Annotated in this window: 13 protein-coding genes and 2 pseudogenes; 1 reads left to right on the top strand and 14 read right to left on the bottom strand. The window is 41.7% G+C overall.

Features of this window, described 5'->3' with window-relative positions; all coding sequences use genetic code 11:
- From tssD to tkt, 5 genes are all read right to left on the bottom strand, one after another.
- A partial coding sequence (tssD, locus tag PSF11_RS07825) for a type VI secretion system tube protein TssD (RefSeq protein ID WP_196712849.1) occupies nucleotides 1–246 on the bottom strand: 246 nt, incomplete at its 3' end.
- An 894-nt stretch (nucleotides 247–1,140) separates the two neighbouring features.
- Entirely contained in the window at nucleotides 1,141–2,217 is a 1,077-nt protein-coding gene (fbaA, locus tag PSF11_RS07820; protein WP_004927260.1) for a class II fructose-bisphosphate aldolase, read from the bottom strand.
- A gap of 59 nt (nucleotides 2,218–2,276) precedes the next feature.
- The gene (pgk, locus tag PSF11_RS07815; protein WP_004927258.1) at nucleotides 2,277–3,440 is read right to left on the bottom strand and encodes a phosphoglycerate kinase; all 1,164 of its coding nucleotides are present in this window, start codon (nucleotides 3,438–3,440) and stop codon (nucleotides 2,277–2,279) included.
- 85 nt (nucleotides 3,441–3,525) lie between these two features.
- Nucleotides 3,526–4,545, bottom strand: a complete 1,020-nt coding sequence (gene epd / locus PSF11_RS07810) for an erythrose-4-phosphate dehydrogenase (protein ID WP_004927255.1) — start codon at nucleotides 4,543–4,545, stop codon at nucleotides 3,526–3,528.
- Between the two features lie 308 nt (nucleotides 4,546–4,853).
- Complete coding sequence (tkt, locus tag PSF11_RS07805; RefSeq protein WP_004927251.1) at nucleotides 4,854–6,848, bottom strand: transketolase; 1,995 nt, start codon at nucleotides 6,846–6,848, stop codon at nucleotides 4,854–4,856.
- Nucleotides 6,849–7,398: 550 nt separating this feature from the next.
- Here tkt and PSF11_RS07800 point away from each other — a divergent pair.
- Nucleotides 7,399–7,801: pseudogene (locus PSF11_RS07800) on the top strand (DUF6122 family protein).
- A 108-nt stretch (nucleotides 7,802–7,909) separates the two neighbouring features.
- Here the strand turns inward: PSF11_RS07800 and PSF11_RS07795 are convergent.
- The 9 genes and pseudogenes from PSF11_RS07795 to PSF11_RS07755 all read right to left on the bottom strand — a co-directional run bounded on the left by PSF11_RS07795 (nucleotide 7,910) and on the right by PSF11_RS07755 (nucleotide 16,542).
- A complete protein-coding gene (locus PSF11_RS07795) occupies nucleotides 7,910–8,593 on the bottom strand; it encodes a TenA family transcriptional regulator (protein WP_004927246.1) in 684 nt (227 codons plus the stop codon).
- Nucleotides 8,594–8,989: 396 nt separating this feature from the next.
- Nucleotides 8,990–9,339, bottom strand: a pseudogene (locus tag PSF11_RS07790) (transposase); the annotation flags it as partial.
- A gap of 283 nt (nucleotides 9,340–9,622) precedes the next feature.
- Nucleotides 9,623–10,657, bottom strand: a complete 1,035-nt coding sequence (locus PSF11_RS07785; protein WP_004927238.1) for a hypothetical protein — start codon at nucleotides 10,655–10,657, stop codon at nucleotides 9,623–9,625.
- A 226-nt stretch (nucleotides 10,658–10,883) separates the two neighbouring features.
- Nucleotides 10,884–11,408 (bottom strand): fimbrial protein, encoded by a 525-nt coding sequence (locus tag PSF11_RS07780; RefSeq protein WP_225829620.1) that lies wholly within the window; start codon nucleotides 11,406–11,408, stop codon nucleotides 10,884–10,886.
- A gap of 35 nt (nucleotides 11,409–11,443) precedes the next feature.
- The gene (locus PSF11_RS07775; RefSeq protein ID WP_014656757.1) at nucleotides 11,444–11,968 is read right to left on the bottom strand and encodes a fimbrial protein; all 525 of its coding nucleotides are present in this window, start codon (nucleotides 11,966–11,968) and stop codon (nucleotides 11,444–11,446) included.
- On the bottom strand, nucleotides 11,968–12,492 hold the full coding sequence (locus tag PSF11_RS07770; RefSeq protein ID WP_223854850.1) for a fimbrial protein: 525 nt from the start codon (nucleotides 12,490–12,492) through the stop codon (nucleotides 11,968–11,970). The genes PSF11_RS07775 and PSF11_RS07770 overlap by 1 nt, the downstream gene beginning before the upstream one ends.
- 14 nt (nucleotides 12,493–12,506) lie before the next feature.
- A complete protein-coding gene (locus PSF11_RS07765) occupies nucleotides 12,507–13,196 on the bottom strand; it encodes a fimbrial protein (protein ID WP_014656759.1) in 690 nt (229 codons plus the stop codon).
- A complete protein-coding gene (locus PSF11_RS07760) occupies nucleotides 13,180–13,929 on the bottom strand; it encodes a fimbria/pilus periplasmic chaperone (protein WP_072502512.1) in 750 nt (249 codons plus the stop codon). Before PSF11_RS07760 ends, PSF11_RS07765 begins: the two co-directional genes overlap by 17 nt.
- 78 nt (nucleotides 13,930–14,007) lie before the next feature.
- The gene (locus PSF11_RS07755; protein ID WP_072502513.1) at nucleotides 14,008–16,542 is read right to left on the bottom strand and encodes an outer membrane usher protein; all 2,535 of its coding nucleotides are present in this window, start codon (nucleotides 16,540–16,542) and stop codon (nucleotides 14,008–14,010) included.
- Nucleotides 16,543–16,553: the final 11 nt, after the last annotated feature.

Raw genomic sequence — 16,553 nt, 5'->3', positions numbered from 1 at the left:
ATACAGCAGAGGTACCGCTTTGTTTAATGCCACCGTAAAACGGAATGGCTTGTGAGCACGTTGGCCTGAAGGTTGACCGGATTGTGGGTCAGTCGGTACGGTCACAATATGGGAAAATTCTTGCACCAGCATTTGGTCTTCATGACCTTGTACATAGATGTTACCGACGGATTCAGGGGTGAATGCCCCCGCAGTGATGTTGCCCTGCGTTTTACCTTCGATAGAGATATAACATGGAGTAGGCATAATGCGTCCTTTTATTACCCTGAGTTATCATAATAAGTCAGGTGATGAATAACGATGGTTTATTACAACAAGAGCAATATATCCCTTGCTCAATATCATTAATATCAGCCAATGCGCATGGTGATTTTGGTTAGGGGGAATGATATATATCAGGGATGGAGATGTAAATGCACCAGAATAATCCGAACAGCCTAGGATAAGTGACTTAGCGTAAAATAATTATCATGACGACATTTACCTCTTTCGTTTTGTTATTTTAAGAGTAAAAATGGGATAAAATATTTTCGATTTTATTCGTTATTTTGGTGAAAAACGCTTAACTATCGAAAATATTAGAGAAAATCTATGCACATTGGGCGAAAAAACGTTTCGGAAAATTCCTAATCATTAATTATTTTAACCTATTGTTTTATCATAATAAAAAAATATCGTCTAAAAATGAGATAAAAGAGGTGAGATGTCTCAATAGTCATGATTTTTATATCTAAAAAAGCAAACAGAATCAGCTTATAATTTTAAAATCAATAATTATCTTCATTATAAACAATATGTTATTTCATCAGCTTTTATAGTAAACACTTTTTAACTGCTTCATAGATAAATCATTATTTTTATCATTGAAGAACTATTTTAAGGAAATCAATGCTAGCTCTAATGAAATACTTTTCCAGCATACTATTTCAATAAACATTTTTCTGCTTCATAAGAGTTATTTATATTCAATTGTATCTGGTGTATCCTCCTATCTCTTCTTCACCATAAATAAAATAATAACCACCTAATCTAAACAATCTTAAACATGGCTTTAGTGATCCTCAAAAAAATCCCCCAGTAAGATAACCCTACTGAGGGATTGATTTAGCGATTAGCTTGGTTAACCAAGCCTAAGCACAATTATAGAACGTCAACGCAGTTCAGTTCTTTGAACGCTTGCTCTAAACGAACAACCATGGATTCTTGACCTTTACGCAGCCATACGCGTGGGTCATAGTATTTTTTGTTAGGCTTGTCATCACCTTCTGGGTTACCCAACTGACCTTGCAGATAACCTTCGTTCTTTTTGTAGTAGTTCAGGATACCTTCCCAAGTTGCCCACTGAGTATCTGTATCGATGTTCATTTTGATAACACCGTAGCTAACAGCTTCTTTGATTTCAGCAGCGCTTGAACCAGAACCACCGTGGAAAACAAAGTCTAGGCTGTTGTGAGGCAGGTTAAATTTCTCAGAAACATAGTCCTGTGAATTACGTAGAATTTTTGGTGTTAACTGTACGTTACCTGGCTTATAAACACCGTGAACGTTACCGAAAGAAGCGGCGATAGTGAAACGAGGGCTGATTGCGCTTAGTTTCTCATACGCGTAAGCAACGTCTTCTGGTTGAGTGTACAGCGCAGAGCTATCCATACCAGTGTTATCAACACCGTCTTCTTCACCACCAGTACAACCCAGTTCGATTTCCAGCGTCATATCGATTTTCGCCATACGAGCCAGATACTTAGCACAGATCTCGATATTTTCTTCCAGAGTTTCTTCAGACAAGTCAATCATGTGTGAAGAGAACAGAGGCTTACCGGTTTTCGCATAGTGTTTTTCACCTGCGTCTAGCAAACCATCAATCCATGGCAGCAATTTACGTGCACAGTGGTCAGTATGCAGGATCACAGGAACACCATAATGCTCAGCCATTTGATGGACGTGTTGAGCACCTGAAATGGAACCTAAAATAGCCGCTTGTTGGCCTTCCGCTTTTAAGCCTTTACCTGCGATAAAAGCAGCACCGCCGTTAGAAAACTGAACAATAACTGGAGCACGTACTTTCGCTGCCGCTTCAAGTACGGCATTAATTGAGTCTGTACCGACACAGTTCACCGCTGGCAATGCAAAGTTATTTTCTTTGGCAACTGCGAAAACTTTTTGTACATCATCACCTGTGAGAACACCCGGTTTTACAAAATCAAAAATTTTAGACATTTGAAAAGGTCCTGTGTTAAACAGGCTGCATCGGCAGCCTGTTGTTCATGACAAATTAATTACGCTTTAGCACGTTCTTCCAGCATCACAACCGCTGGCAGCTTTTTACCTTCAACAAACTCAAGGAAAGCACCGCCGCCAGTTGAGATGTATGAAATTTTATCCGCGATACCAAACAGATCGATAGCCGCTAATGTGTCACCACCACCCGCGATAGAGAAAGCTTCACTATCGGCGATAGCACGAGCAACGATTTCTGTTCCTTTACGGAAGTTAGGGAATTCAAAGACACCAACAGGGCCATTCCACAGAATGGTTTTGGCATTTTTCAAAATTTCAGCCAGACGCTCAGCAGACTCATCACCTAAGTCCAAAATCTGCTCGTCATCTTTAATTTTTGAACTGGATTTCAGTGTCGCTTCGGCAGTTTCAGAGAACTCTGTCGCCACACGAACATCAGTCGGAACTGGGATATGGCAGTTTGCCAGTAATTTTTTCGCTTCAGGGATCAGGTCCGCTTCATATAAAGAGCGACCAACGTTGTTGCCTTCTGCCGCGATAAAGGTATTTGCAATACCACCACCAACGATTAATTGATCGGCAATTTTAGATAGAGAATCTAATACCGTTAGTTTTGTTGATACTTTTGAGCCACCTACGATAGCGACCATTGGGCGAGCAGGGTTATCTAATGCTTTACCTAATGCTTCAAGTTCAGCACTTAACAGAGGGCCTGCACATGCAATCGGAGAGAACTTCGCCACGCCATGCGTTGATGCTTGAGCGCGGTGAGCAGTGCCGAAAGCATCCATAACGTAAACATCACATAATGCAGCGTACTGTTTTGACAGCGTTTCGTCGTCTTTTTTCTCGCCTTTGTTAAAGCGTACGTTTTCCAAAACGACAAGTTCACCCTCTGCGATATCCACACCACCAAGGTAGTCTTTTACGAGACGAACAGGATAATCGATTTTGTCGGCTAGATAGTCAACAACAGGCTGCAGTGAAAATTCTTCATTGTACTCGCCTTCAGTCGGACGACCGAGGTGAGATGTGACCATGACTTTAGCACCTTGCTTGAGAGCAGTTTCGATTGTTGGTAATGAAGCACGGATACGTGCGTCAGAAGTAACTTTGCCATCTTTTACAGGAACGTTTAGGTCAGAGCGGATGAAAACGCGTTTACCCGCTAGGTCCAAATCGGTCATCTTAATTACAGACATGGTGAATCCTCTTGTTGATTCTCTATAAAGTTTTCATTAATGGCTGTTTGGGTATCAGTTTACCCTACCGTCTGTCAGCCGTTAATTAGTTGAAACCTGTTGCTGCCATCGCTAATGTTGTATCTAGCATCCGGTTAGCAAACCCCCACTCGTTATCACACCAAACAAGGGTTTTAATTAAATGCTTGCCGCTAACTCGCGTTTGCGTCCCATCAACAATCGCACTGTGTGGATCATGATTGAAATCCATCGAGACTAACGGTAATTCAGTATAGTCTACTATACCACGAAAATGACCATGTGCGGCGCTTCGCAACAGTTCGTTTACTGTAGCCACACTAACATCACTGTGCACGGTAACACTCAAATCGATAGCTGTCACATTGGTTGTCGGCACACGTACTGATATCGCCTCAAAATGGTCTTGGAATTTAGGAAAAATCCGCGTAATTCCTGCTGCCAACTTTGTATCAACAGGAATAATAGATTGGCTAGCCGCTCGCGTTCTTCTTAAATCATGATGATACGCATCGATCACCGGCTGATCATTCATTGATGCGTGGATCGTTGTCACCGTACCCGATTCAATCCCAAAAGCATCATCAAGTAATTTAATAATCGGGATAATGCAATTTGTGGTACAAGATGCGTTTGAAACAATTTTATCTTCAATCGTTAAGTTATCATGATTAACACCATAGACAACTGTCGCATCCAAATCATCCGTACCAGGGTGAGAGAACAGCACTTTCTTTGCGCCTGCTTCAAGGTGCGCTAAGCCATCTGCACGGGAACCAAACACCCCAGAGCAATCAAGTACGACATCAACCCCTAGCTCTTTCCAAGGTAAGGCGCCGATATCAGGCTGATGGAAAAGACGAATATTATCGTCGCCAACCTGTAACAACGCACCATTAAGACGGACATCCCAAGCAAAGCGCCCATGGCTAGAGTCGTACTTGAGCAAATGAGCAATCCCTTCTGGAGTTGCTAGCTCATTGACCGCGACAACGACTATTTCAGCACGTCGCCCTGACTCGTATAACGCCCTTAGTACACTCCGCCCGATCCGGCCAAAGCCGTTAATCGCCACTTTTATTGGCATCCTACACCTTGAATTTCAACAAAATCACACGGCTGATAAGGATAACTGACTCACACAAACTCTACTGCTGATTTTAACTGTCAAACATCAAAAGTGTGCTTCACTCGACATTTTTGAAATTTTTTATCTCAATCACAGTAAAGACTGAAACGGTTCAGCTAATTAAGAATTAGATTAAGGGATATATTCACAGAACGCAATAGTCAAACCCAATGAAATGCACAAAAAAACAACGCCCCTGCACCAAAATTGATACAGAGGCGTATTTTCACTCGTGATTACTGCCTATCTCTAGGCCGTAACCGCAATTATTTCAGCAATGATTTCGCTGCTTTTACCGCATTTTCAACAGTAATACCGAACTCTTTAAATAGCTCTTCGGCAGGTGCAGACTCACCAAATGAGTGCATACCAACGATAGCACCATTCAGACCTGTATACTTAAACCAGTAATCTGCAATGCCCGCTTCAATCGCAACACGCTTAGTGACGCTTGAAGGTAGAACAGCTTCACGGTATGCCGCATCTTGCTTATCAAATACTTCAGTTGAAGGCATTGAAACAACACGCACTTTATGACCTTCGCCAGATAGTTGATCCGCAGCTTTCACCGCCAACTCAACTTCTGAACCTGTCGCAATAAAGATAAGCTCAGGCTGACCTTCGCTATCTTTCAGGATATAAGCCCCTTTCTCGATTTCAGCTAATTGTTTCGCTGTACGAGGTTGTTGCTCCAGATTTTGACGGGAGAAAATAAGCGCACTTGGGCCGTCTTTACGTTCAATAGCGTATTTCCATGCCACCGCTGATTCAACTTGGTCACATGGACGCCATGTATTCATGTTTGGCGTCACGCGCAGGCTAGCTAATTGCTCAACAGGTTGGTGAGTTGGACCATCTTCACCCAGACCGATAGAGTCGTGAGTGTAAACAAAGATACTACGTACTTTCATCAGTGCAGCCATACGCACCGCGTTACGCGCATATTCAACGAACATTAGGAATGTTGCACCATAAGGAACAAAACCGCCATGCAGAGCGATACCGTTCATGATTGCTGACATACCAAATTCACGGACACCGTAGTGGATATAGTTACCCGCTTTGTCTTCGTTTAGTGGTTTAGAGCCTGACCACATTGTTAAGTTACTTGGTGCTAGGTCAGCAGAGCCGCCTAAGAACTCAGGTAAGACTTTACCGAAGGCTTCTAATGCATTTTGTGATGCTTTACGGCTTGCGATATTCGCAGGGTTCGCTTGCAGATGTTCAATAAATTTTTTCGCTTCTGCATCGAAATTCGCCGGTAGCTCACCCGCCATACGACGTTTAAATTCTTCAGCTAATTCAGGGAATGCTTTTGCATAAGCGGCAAATTTTTCATTCCAAGCATGTTGTTTTTCTTTACCTGCATCACGCGCATCCCAAGCTTTATAGATTTCTTGTGGGATCTCGAATGGGCCATATTGCCAATCCAAAGCTTTACGAGTCGCCGCAATTTCAGCATCACCTAATGGTGCACCATGGACTGATTCAGTGCCTGCTTTATTGGGTGAACCAAAGCCGATCACGGTTTTGCACATAATCAGTGTTGGCTTGTCTGTTTCGCGCTGTGCTTCAGTAATAGCAGCATGAATTTGGTCAGCATCATGACCGTCGATATCACGAATAACATGCCAGCCGTAAGATTCAAAACGCCCTGCCGTATCGTCTGTAAACCAACCTTGTACATGACCATCGATAGAGATACCGTTATCATCGTAAAACGCGATCAGTTTGTTTAACTTCAGCGTACCAGCCAAAGAACAGGCTTCGTGGGAAATCCCTTCCATCATACAACCATCGCCCATAAACACATAGGTGTGGTGGTCGACGATGTCATGGCCTGGACGGTTAAATTGAGCAGCTAATGTACGCTCTGCAATAGCAAAACCAACTGCGTTTGCGATACCTTGCCCTAATGGACCGGTTGTGGTTTCAACACCTGGAGTATAACCATATTCAGGGTGGCCAGGGGTCTTAGAGTGGAGCTGGCGGAAGTTTTTTAACTCATCCATAGATAAGTCATAACCCGTCAGATGCAGCAAGCTATAGATCAACATTGAACCATGGCCATTTGACAGCACAAAGCGGTCACGGTTAGCCCAGTGTGGATCTGCTGGGTTATGATTCATATAGTCACGCCACAGCACTTCAGCAATATCAGCCATGCCCATAGGCGCACCAGGGTGCCCTGATTTTGCTTTTTGAACCGCATCCATACTTAGAAAGCGGATAGCATTAGCAAGGGTTTTACGAGTCGTCATTAGTATACTCCAGGTCGGATAAAAACGTACTTAAACCAATTTTCACAACGCAATATGGAATTGTTGCACTTTTTCACAGACAAGCTATGAAACTAACGCAATTTGCTCCACACAGCAATTATTCGCTACATTCGTGCCCGCGAATCGTCAATAAATTAAACTATTTCAGAGCTGAATCCTTTCCATTGCGCAAAATATCACTTAAAGATGATTTTTTTGCGCAAATCATTACCCTTATTAAACCTGAGTTTACCATCAGGGATCAAGGTGATTTGTCATTCTTATGCATTTAGGGATAACAATAGTGATTATTAGCAAATTTTGCTATGAAAAATTGGTGGATTAGATAAGAGATAAGCATGGCTCTACACATCGAAACAAAAAATCCCTATTCGTTATACGACTTGGTTATAATCTCGATACAACAGGAGCACGCTAGCCGCCAAAAAATGAGTATATTTAGCTCAAAAGCGCTGAATAATCCAATGCAGATAGGAATGAAGAAGAGATATCTGCTAATAAATAAAAATAATGCATTAGAGGTTTAATTGTGGCATTTGAAATTTTTCGCAATATTGTGCACTACGGCTTTCATTTTTTAGTGACAATCTTATTTGGCTATCTATTTTGGCGAAACTAGCTGAAAATTAGCAGCATTATTGATGATAACAACCATGACAGTCGATTTAGATCATTTACTGGCCTATCCGATTTTTGAGCCTAATCAATAGAGTATTGGTTTCCATTCGTTACACACTGGTTGGGCGGCTATCGCATATGTGATGATATTTTTACTACCATCATGGAAATTAAAAGCAATTGCGGTGGGGTATTTATTCCATCTTTTTACCGACTCACTGGAGTGTTATATGGGAAATTTAAAACAAAATACCACCTATATCGTTCTCATTGAGAAATATCATATGCACAGCCCCCACTATATTAGTGGTTAGCCATATACAAACCAAAATCGGCTATTTATGATAATAAATATCAATAGTCATAAATAGCCAAATTCTACATTTTATTTATATCACTAAAAACAATAAATATCCTTGGAGCTACTTGCCCATGCTCCGATAAAAACCAACATATGCATTAGCAAATAATTGGCAGCCAAATTTGATACCTTCTTTAATCATAAATTGATATTTTGGTTCATCCCAATATTGATTGACCACTTTCAAAAAATCTTCTGAGTGCTCAATATCCAGTTCTCGATGTAAACCATAATGGGTGATCTTATCTTCTGGCAGCCAACCCTCTTTAGTTATAGCTTCAAATATCATGCACGATACATCAACAAACGTTCTCTCAATACCTGCATACATAGAAGCAGCAAAACGAAAATCACAAAAAGCAGAAACTCCACGTAATGCTTCATTAAAGATCCGAGCATTCGGAGGGGGGTTCTGTAAATCAATACTGGATATATCACCGCCTAAACGTTCGATCAAAGTTAAGATTGTATTTCCATGTACATTTTCCTTGATACCTTGACCATGTTCTTCCCAAAGATTACCCACCAAGGCAATTCGTGAAATGGGGTCGGATATATTGGCAATAATTTGTGCCATTGGCCTACTGAAAAAATAAACCATCGATGCAAATTCTAATTGGCTATTTAAAAATTGTTCATGGGTCATTTCACCAGAAGTCAGAGATTTAAAGTAGGGATTTTCAGGTAGATTTAAATCAAGTATAGATGATTCCAATTGATTTTTTAATTCTATATTCAATGACATACATCAACCTCCAAGTTTATTTTCAGGGAAGAATACGTTTTTTATCAAACAAGATAAAAGTAAATTAATCATTTCCTTTAAAATAACCATGGCATATTTCAGTTACATTGACTTATATTTAATTATATTAATCATTAATAATTTATTAGCTCATTAAATTACCGATAAAAATAGCATCATAAAATATACAAATTTAAATAATTCACATCATTAACAAAGTGAAATAACCATTCTAACTCCCAATATATAAATTATATTTACATCACTTTAGTTTAATTAAAAGTACACGATGATATTTTGTCGCTTTTATGGAAGCTAAAAATAATTACGCCGGGGGTATTTTTACCGATTCACTGGATTGTGATATGAAAAGAGTTTAATACTAAACACGCCTCATAATATTTGAATACGGTAGCTTTGGCTCAGTTTTTTAATTATCGCAAGTTGTTCAGGGAGTCTGACATCACCAGAAAAGTAGCCTTCTTTAAGAGCTCGTCATGCTTTTCGAGATGAGCAATTTTCTTTTTTAGTGCACGAATTTCAACTTGTTCTGGTGTCATTGCCGATGCTTTTGGCGAAATACCTTTACGCTCGTTTTTGAGTTGCCGCCCCCATTATCCAATGGTTGATTTACCCACGCCCATGGCATTGGCAGCTTCGGCCGCGGAACAATTTTAATCAATGACAAATTGAGTCGCTTCAAGTTTAAATTCAGCACTTAAAAATCGTTTTATACGTTTTGCAATAAATGTCACCTGTTTTTTATGAGGTAATATATCACCTCTGACTTGGTAACCAAATTAACTATACTACTCCAAATTTTCATAAATCCAGTAAATTTCTGAAAAATGGGAACATATTCACTTTCTGTAGCTATTACTGATAAGATTAGTCTAATATGCACTCATTTTTCTGAATAAAAATACCGTTGATAGCACCTGCACATCCAAAATTAGAGCAAATGGCATCACTCAATTTGTAAATAGCAATGAAATTGATGTCGCTTTATTATTTATTGTAAGATGCATTTCAATTAATTGTACCTATTACTACAACACTTGTTTGATATTCCCCTGCTGTAACACTCCCTGTAGACGATTTTAGCTGTCCATCAATTGTGAATGTCACTTCCCCTATCCCCGTATTAACGATCGATGACCCGCCTAATTTCCCATTTATACCAATAGAAGCATTAAAAGGGCCCAGTTTAACTGAATCTCCACCAACCACAGTAAAGGTAATAGATGCATCCTTTGTACAAGATACTGAGCCTATAGATTGAGCCATGTTTCCAGCCCAGTCATTCATGCCTACAGTTCCAAAGTTCAGATCAGGTAAATTCACATTACATACAGCTGGGATGTCAGGAATTAACCCAGAAGGAATATCAGTGCCACGTACAGTATTATAAAATAAAGACCGGCAAGTAGAACTGTTGACTGTATTTGATGTGCAAGCGATTACATCTGCCAAAGCAGTCATAGACCCATTACGAGGTAAAACCCGAGTATGATTATAACTTCCATTTGAGCAAGACTGATTGGCACATATACCAGATATACCCCGCCAAATATAAAATTTGTTGATGCTTGGTAATGGAATATTAACTGTCGGTAAATCGGATAAAATAGCTTGATTACATGGTTTATCAACCTTTATATACAGATTGGGATCATAAAATACATCACCAAACACATCCCAACGCAGATGCCCGTAACTGTAATCATACCAGCCGTCAGACTCAGAAAAGTATAGAGTTCCATACAAATAACATGATGATCCTCCTGATACGTTAGAAAGTGTATTGTATTTAGCATCAATAGTCACTGCTCCACCTGAGTAGCCATAACTTTCAGCGGACATAACTCCAGTATCATACCCAACAGAATTGGTTATAGGACGCCGATCAATATTATCTTGGATTTTATATACTGTTCCAAATATTGAAAAAGACCCTTCACCATATCCTATTGCTCTTTGCGGAGTATTGTTCTGATTGAAGTAAGATGCCCCAATAGAAGTTAATGGAAAAGTGAATAGCAAAAGAGCTAACTGAATGCGCATTTATGGATTCCTTGTGTCGCTTGATAATGAATACTCATCAACGAAATCTATTTTGAAATTGAATACCAAGAAATTTGCCACCGCTTAAACTGTTATTGTGAGATAAATACTAAGCAATAGATGGCAAATAAATCACTACTAAACCTTAGCGAGCATTGACGTATATAGTCTTGCACTAGCCTGATAGAAAACACCCCGTCTCTACCCCGTAAAATGGAGCATCGCTTCACTGATATATCAACATATACGTCAGCGTCGCCGTAAAAAAACCCGGCTGAATGCTCTCTACCGTTGCGTCTTCCACTGCCTGTATATATGACCGTAACCGTATCGTCATATCCCCTTTTTTTATCGGCATTAAAGGCTCTACCTGAGTGTTATTAATGGGTAACGCTACACCACTCGGGGTTTCAAGACCTATCGCAATCCCACTAGCCTGACTTCCAGCATCCACATTCAGTAATCCATTGTCGGTCGTCGAAACACCGCTAAATTTCACTGCAATACTATTTCCCAAAGAAGTATCACAATCCGTCAAATGAAATTGGATGTCTTCCTTGCTATAACGACGTTGTCCATTCAGCAAATCCTTTGAATTAATATTGCCCCCAAAGTCAACTCCGAAGTTCTCATAATTCGGGTCAACCGTGCACGGCAACGCAATCAACGTTCCACTGTACTGAATATCATTACTGTTCGCCGCCTGAGCCACTGACGGTAGAAAACTGCAACACCACAGTATTGCACTCATCGACATCCAGAAAGTTCTCTTGTGATTGAATATCCTCATGGGTAATTCATCTCCACACTGGCCGTCGCGGTAAAATTCCCTTCATATAACATTGCAGACGGGTCAGTATCCTTCACTGGCACCGCATACAAGGGTAAAGTTGCAACGCCATTATCCGACATCGTTATCGGTGTCCCTGTGTTAGGTGGTATGACGACCCCTTGATGGTATAATCGAACCCCCAACCCGGTCTGACTAGCTTGCAAGGCTTTATTATCAAAACTCTCCGCGACCATCCCGCGATACTCAAGATATAACGCCACGGCATTCCCAAGCCCTGTTCCGCAACTCAGCGTCAAGGTAAAGTCTTGGCGATAGTTTTCGCCATTAATCTTGGTGATCCCCACCTCGCCAAACGGCACGCGGATCGGCTGGTCAACCCCGTCCGGCCCCGCCACATCACACGGCGGGTTTTGGATTAAGTTGGCGGTAAAGTTCACATCTACCGCATACGTCGTCAGCGGCATCAAGCCGCTTAGCCATAATGCCATTGCAGATATCTTAGCTTGTCGGTTCATCATTATTGATACTCCACACTCAACGTCGCGGATGCAGTCATCTGACCGTCATTAATCCCCCCAGTCCCACTGCCAATCGGTATCACACTAAGGGTTGGCTGAGTGCTATAATTAAAATGACGCCAGACGCCTAAATTCAGATTACTGTTACCCGCCATAAGGCGTAATCCTAAGTTCTGGTCCGAGGTGGACAACACATTCGCCGCTTGGCCACTCATGCGGGGGCCATCAAATTTCAGTTTTAAGGCTGGATTACTTGCTGCATCGTCGCAACTTAGAGTATACGGAATGTCAGTTTTTCCGTAGCTAACCCCATCGATATTTTTTATGATCAGGTCGCCCATCGCCACATTGATGGGCTGTCCAATCCCGTCAGGCCCGTAGATATCACAGGTCTTCTCAACTACCGTGACCTTCACGGTTAAGGTATAGGTTTCTGCAAGGGTCGCCGCTGAACACAGCATCAAACTGCTCATCAACAGACTGGTTGCCAGCACTTTCGGCAGTCGACATCGTCTCATTGTCATAATGATGACCACTCCTACTCGTACAACATTTCAAATGCAATCAGCGCCGAATACGCCCCCGGCACAAGCTGCCCCGTTCTCACCGGCGTCACGTAATAGGTCAACTGACTTTGCCCTGAAGGCAATAACTGTGGCTCACTTTCTAACCCCAAAGGTAGCAGTGAACCATTTGGTGTTGTGATAGCCAGCCCCAATCCTTTTACCCCATTGACACGAGCGATATCCGGCATTGATGGCACACTATCTGCTAAAAAACGAATTTTGACTGCTGGTTGACTGGAGCTCCATGCTGTCATTCCCGTTTGTACATTATCTAAACGAGTCTCTGTTTCTAAACAGTCCTCTAACTCAATCTGAAACGGTACGGGTGCTCCTCTACCATTATGCTGCAAGGTACTGGTATCCAAATTCCCCATCTCGACTGATTGGTAACTAGATGTCATCGCTAGCCGACATGGGCTTTCCGTTAATGAACCTGACACGTACAACACACCATGCTGTCCATCGACATTCCAGTTATCTACTGGCCGATAGAGATTGCCATTATTATCAGCCGCCATGCCTGATAAACTGACGGTGCTGCTCAACATCGCTAGAAGTAAGCCGTATCGGAAAACGTTTTTTCTTTGTAAGTCTGTCATGCGTACTCCTTCAATATGGGCACCGTCAGTCGGGTGCTTACTCGAATTATTCGCTTTTACCATTTGGAACAACCTGACAGCTCGACGCCTGACAGCGGAAAGTCAAATTAGGGCGTCCACCATAATCATTGATGTAAGTCAGTACGGGATTATTTCCTAATTGATTAGCGCTGATGCCTAAATCATCCTGCCCAAACGGTGGCACCATGACAGGTGTAAAATCTTTGCCATCCGATGCTTTGCCATTAGTCGTCGCATTAATAATCGTGACGTAATACGGGGTTGGATTTTTCACGATATAACGTTCACCTTGTTTATCTAAGGTTAATTTGTCTTGCCATGGCGCACCGTTTTTTTCAGGCATTATCGCTTTAGGTCGATAAAACAGCTTCACTCGTGTTTGCAGAGCAATTTGCAATGTGTTTGGTTTATCGCTTTTTGGCGGTATTTCTCGTAAATTAAAATAAAATAAAGACTCACGATCTTGAGGTAACGCACTAATAGCAGGTAATGCTTCAATTTTTACTTGGCTTGATTTACCTGGCTCTAAACGCTGTATGGGCGGTAATACAACCAATGGCGATTGGATCTTCTGCCCTTCCGCATTTTCAATCCACCCTTGAGCTAAATATGGTAACTGTTTGTTGTTATTTGAAATATTGAGTGAGATTGACTTTTGTCCACCATCAAAAATAACCCGAGTCCTATCCATCGATACCGCGGAATAAGCTGTGCTGCTAAATAATGCCAAACCAATTAACCCCATGGTTGCACGATAAGAAATCGTTAATTGCATAGTTATTTACCTTTTATTTCTGTGTTCTCTCTTGAGCCATGCTTTTCGTGAATTAGGCTATTCTTGTGCTGCATAAAACTATCTTTTCACTATCACCGTTGATGCAGGTAACGTTGTCGGAATACACGGCAATAGTAATGCTTCCTGTAAAGAACCTAACTGAATAGGAAAGGTGATCTGACAAGCCTTATCTTCTCCCCAAGTCACAGTCATCACACTCTGAGGGTTAATACCACTGATATAAGCACTTCCAGAATCACCCACAATTCCTGTATTTTGCGCTTTACTGTTTTGTATTTGAGCGCCGAATGGCGGGTGGCTACCATCAGGCAATCGCAGTACTGTCATCGCTTTTTGTCCTGATACCACAGCAAAATGACGATAACCTACAGCGCCTTCTGTGAGCGTGGCTTGTACTACCGACTGCTGTGCTTCTACATTGTCTGGTAATGCATTTAAGTCAATTTGAGCCTTACTACGGTAGTAACTACTCACATCACCAACAATGGCTTTACCAAACATATTCGAGGTAATCGGTGCACCAATCCCTTTGATCGACACATCCGAAACACCATCGGTATCGACTAACATTCGCGTTCCACCTAATGTATTAATACGATGAAGTCCGCCCCCCTCTGGGGTAAAAGTCATTCCACCGCTCATTGATAGACCAAATGCACTATATTGGTTATGCATATAACTCACATTAGCCGTTAAACGTGCGATATCAGCTTGATGGGTGATAAATGCACTCCCCGTTCCACCTTTTTTGCTACTCCCGACACTCAACTGGTATGTCGTTCGATCATTGATTCGGTCGTAATAGGTCGCCCGATTTGTCGTATCGTAGCGACTACTATTCAGCGAATACCCTACGTTGGCGCCGTTACTTAAGGGGAATGAGGTCGATAGATATATACTGTCATCCTTAACACCGTTATAAACACTGCGGTTTGCCGATAAGTTAACACTGATATTTTTGAGTGAACCAATATCCATATATTTCGACAGCATGATGCTGTAATAATCATTATCCGGCTGATCCCAATAAGTTTGGTGGTTATAGTTGAGGTATAACGACATTCCTAACTCGCCGAAATTTTTATTCAGCGATATCGTATATAACTCTTTACTCCCTCCATAACGCTCACCGGTTTTCAGTGCATTTAAGAAATCAGACATCGACATAAAGTCACGCTCGGAAAAGCGATAACCTGCAAATTGAATAGTGCTATCAATCGCCTCAAAACGTTTAGAGTAATTAATACGGTAGGAACCTCCGTTTAAATTCCCCATACTCGGTAATCGGGCAAAAGATTGAGTAACATCGAAAGATAAAGCTCCAAATGCCAATAAATCACGCCCAATACCCAGCGATACGGCATTGTAATTTTTACTATTCAGGCTACCGCCAAATAGTGACCAGCCATTATTGACGCCCCACGAAAATTCACCCGTGACAAAAGAGTCCCCTTCACTGTGACGCTGATAATTAGTTGGTTGGCCTAATGCTAATTTGTATTGTATTTGCCCTGGGCGCGTTAAATAAGGCAAGCTAGCTGTATCTATTTGAAATTCTTGGGTTGTACCATCCTGTTCCTTAACTGTGATATCGAGTTTGCCACTAACAGCATCACTCAAATCCTGAATACGAAACGGCCCCGGAGCGACTTGTGTTTCATACAACACTCGCCCTTGCTGGCTAACTATTACCGTCGCATTTGTTTTTGCAATGCCTGTCACTTCTGGTGCATAGCCACGCAAATTTGGCGGGAGCATATTCAATTCAGAACGCACACTGGCGCCAATAAAACGAAATGAATCAAAGATATTAGAAACAAGGTAATCCTCCCCTAATACCAATTTAGCAGCGAGTGACGGCAATGCGCGATAGGCATAAAACCGATTCCAGTCAAAGTCTTTATTAACCGAATCACCAGAACCAGTAGCATGATTTAAACGGCCTTGCCAATCAGCGCGAAAGCGCCAAGCCCCTAAGTTCACCCCTGCAATACCATTTCCATTTAACGCATAACTATCGTGACCACCGTTATATGAATTATTGGCATTACCATTAATGTTATAGTCCAGCATCAACGCAGCAATCCCCTCATCCCAACGCGATGGTGGATCCCAGTTAGGCGCAGTGAATTCGAGATAAGCTTGTGGAATACTCACGTATAATGACGAGGTAGCTAAATCACCACGGATTTGCATCCCAGGTAAGCTACTTGCTGTAAGGCACTGTCCGTCATGCCACCATGCCAACTCTTTCTTTGCCGATGAAGTCAATCCAAATTGCTCCGCTACCTCTGGCGATATACAAGCTGTACTACCTTGTGGATCATCTTCAGGGGGATAAAAAGGCACTGACACTTCTGAAAACTGCTCGCCATTAACCTTTAATGTAAAAGAATAAGTACCGGGCATGATGTAGCCCGCACGAGAGAACTGCTCTAGATCAATGTTATTTTTATCTTCCAGATCCAGCACATCTGTATTGAATTCAATTGTCTCAGTTGCCCACAATGGCGTTGATAGACCATAGAGTGAAAAAACAATGACTAGGCCTAAGCGACTAAGGCGAAAAAATACAGGTCGTGAAGAAGACATAAATAACATCC

Origin of the sequence: Providencia sp. PROV119, assembly GCF_028482435.1 — a bacterium.
Taxonomy (GTDB): Bacteria; Pseudomonadota; Gammaproteobacteria; order Enterobacterales; family Enterobacteriaceae; genus Providencia; species Providencia stuartii.
The sequence above is the reverse complement of the archived record's forward strand: the minus strand, read 5'-3'. Positions and strand labels throughout refer to the sequence as shown.

Bases quoted from the DNA above. Each gene is read 5' to 3' on its own strand.
- fbaA (WP_004927260.1), bottom strand. From the start codon at position 2,217: ATGTCTAAAATTTTTGATTTTGTAAAACCGGGTGTTCTCACAGGTGAT.
- pgk (WP_004927258.1), bottom strand. From the start codon at position 3,440: ATGTCTGTAATTAAGATGACCGATTTGGACCTAGCGGGTAAACGCGTT.
- epd (WP_004927255.1), bottom strand. From the start codon at position 4,545: ATGCCAATAAAAGTGGCGATTAACGGCTTTGGCCGGATCGGGCGGAGT.
- tkt (WP_004927251.1), bottom strand. From the start codon at position 6,848: ATGACGACTCGTAAAACCCTTGCTAATGCTATCCGCTTTCTAAGTATG.
- PSF11_RS07795 (WP_004927246.1), bottom strand. From the start codon at position 8,593: ATGTCATTGAATATAGAATTAAAAAATCAATTGGAATCATCTATACTT.
- PSF11_RS07785 (WP_004927238.1), bottom strand. From the start codon at position 10,657: ATGCGCATTCAGTTAGCTCTTTTGCTATTCACTTTTCCATTAACTTCT.
- PSF11_RS07780 (WP_225829620.1), bottom strand. From the start codon at position 11,408: ATGAGTGCAATACTGTGGTGTTGCAGTTTTCTACCGTCAGTGGCTCAG.
- PSF11_RS07775 (WP_014656757.1), bottom strand. From the start codon at position 11,968: ATGATGAACCGACAAGCTAAGATATCTGCAATGGCATTATGGCTAAGC.
- PSF11_RS07770 (WP_223854850.1), bottom strand. From the start codon at position 12,492: ATGACAATGAGACGATGTCGACTGCCGAAAGTGCTGGCAACCAGTCTG.
- PSF11_RS07765 (WP_014656759.1), bottom strand. From the start codon at position 13,196: ATGGTAAAAGCGAATAATTCGAGTAAGCACCCGACTGACGGTGCCCAT.
- PSF11_RS07760 (WP_072502512.1), bottom strand. From the start codon at position 13,929: ATGCAATTAACGATTTCTTATCGTGCAACCATGGGGTTAATTGGTTTG.
- PSF11_RS07755 (WP_072502513.1), bottom strand. From the start codon at position 16,542: ATGTCTTCTTCACGACCTGTATTTTTTCGCCTTAGTCGCTTAGGCCTA.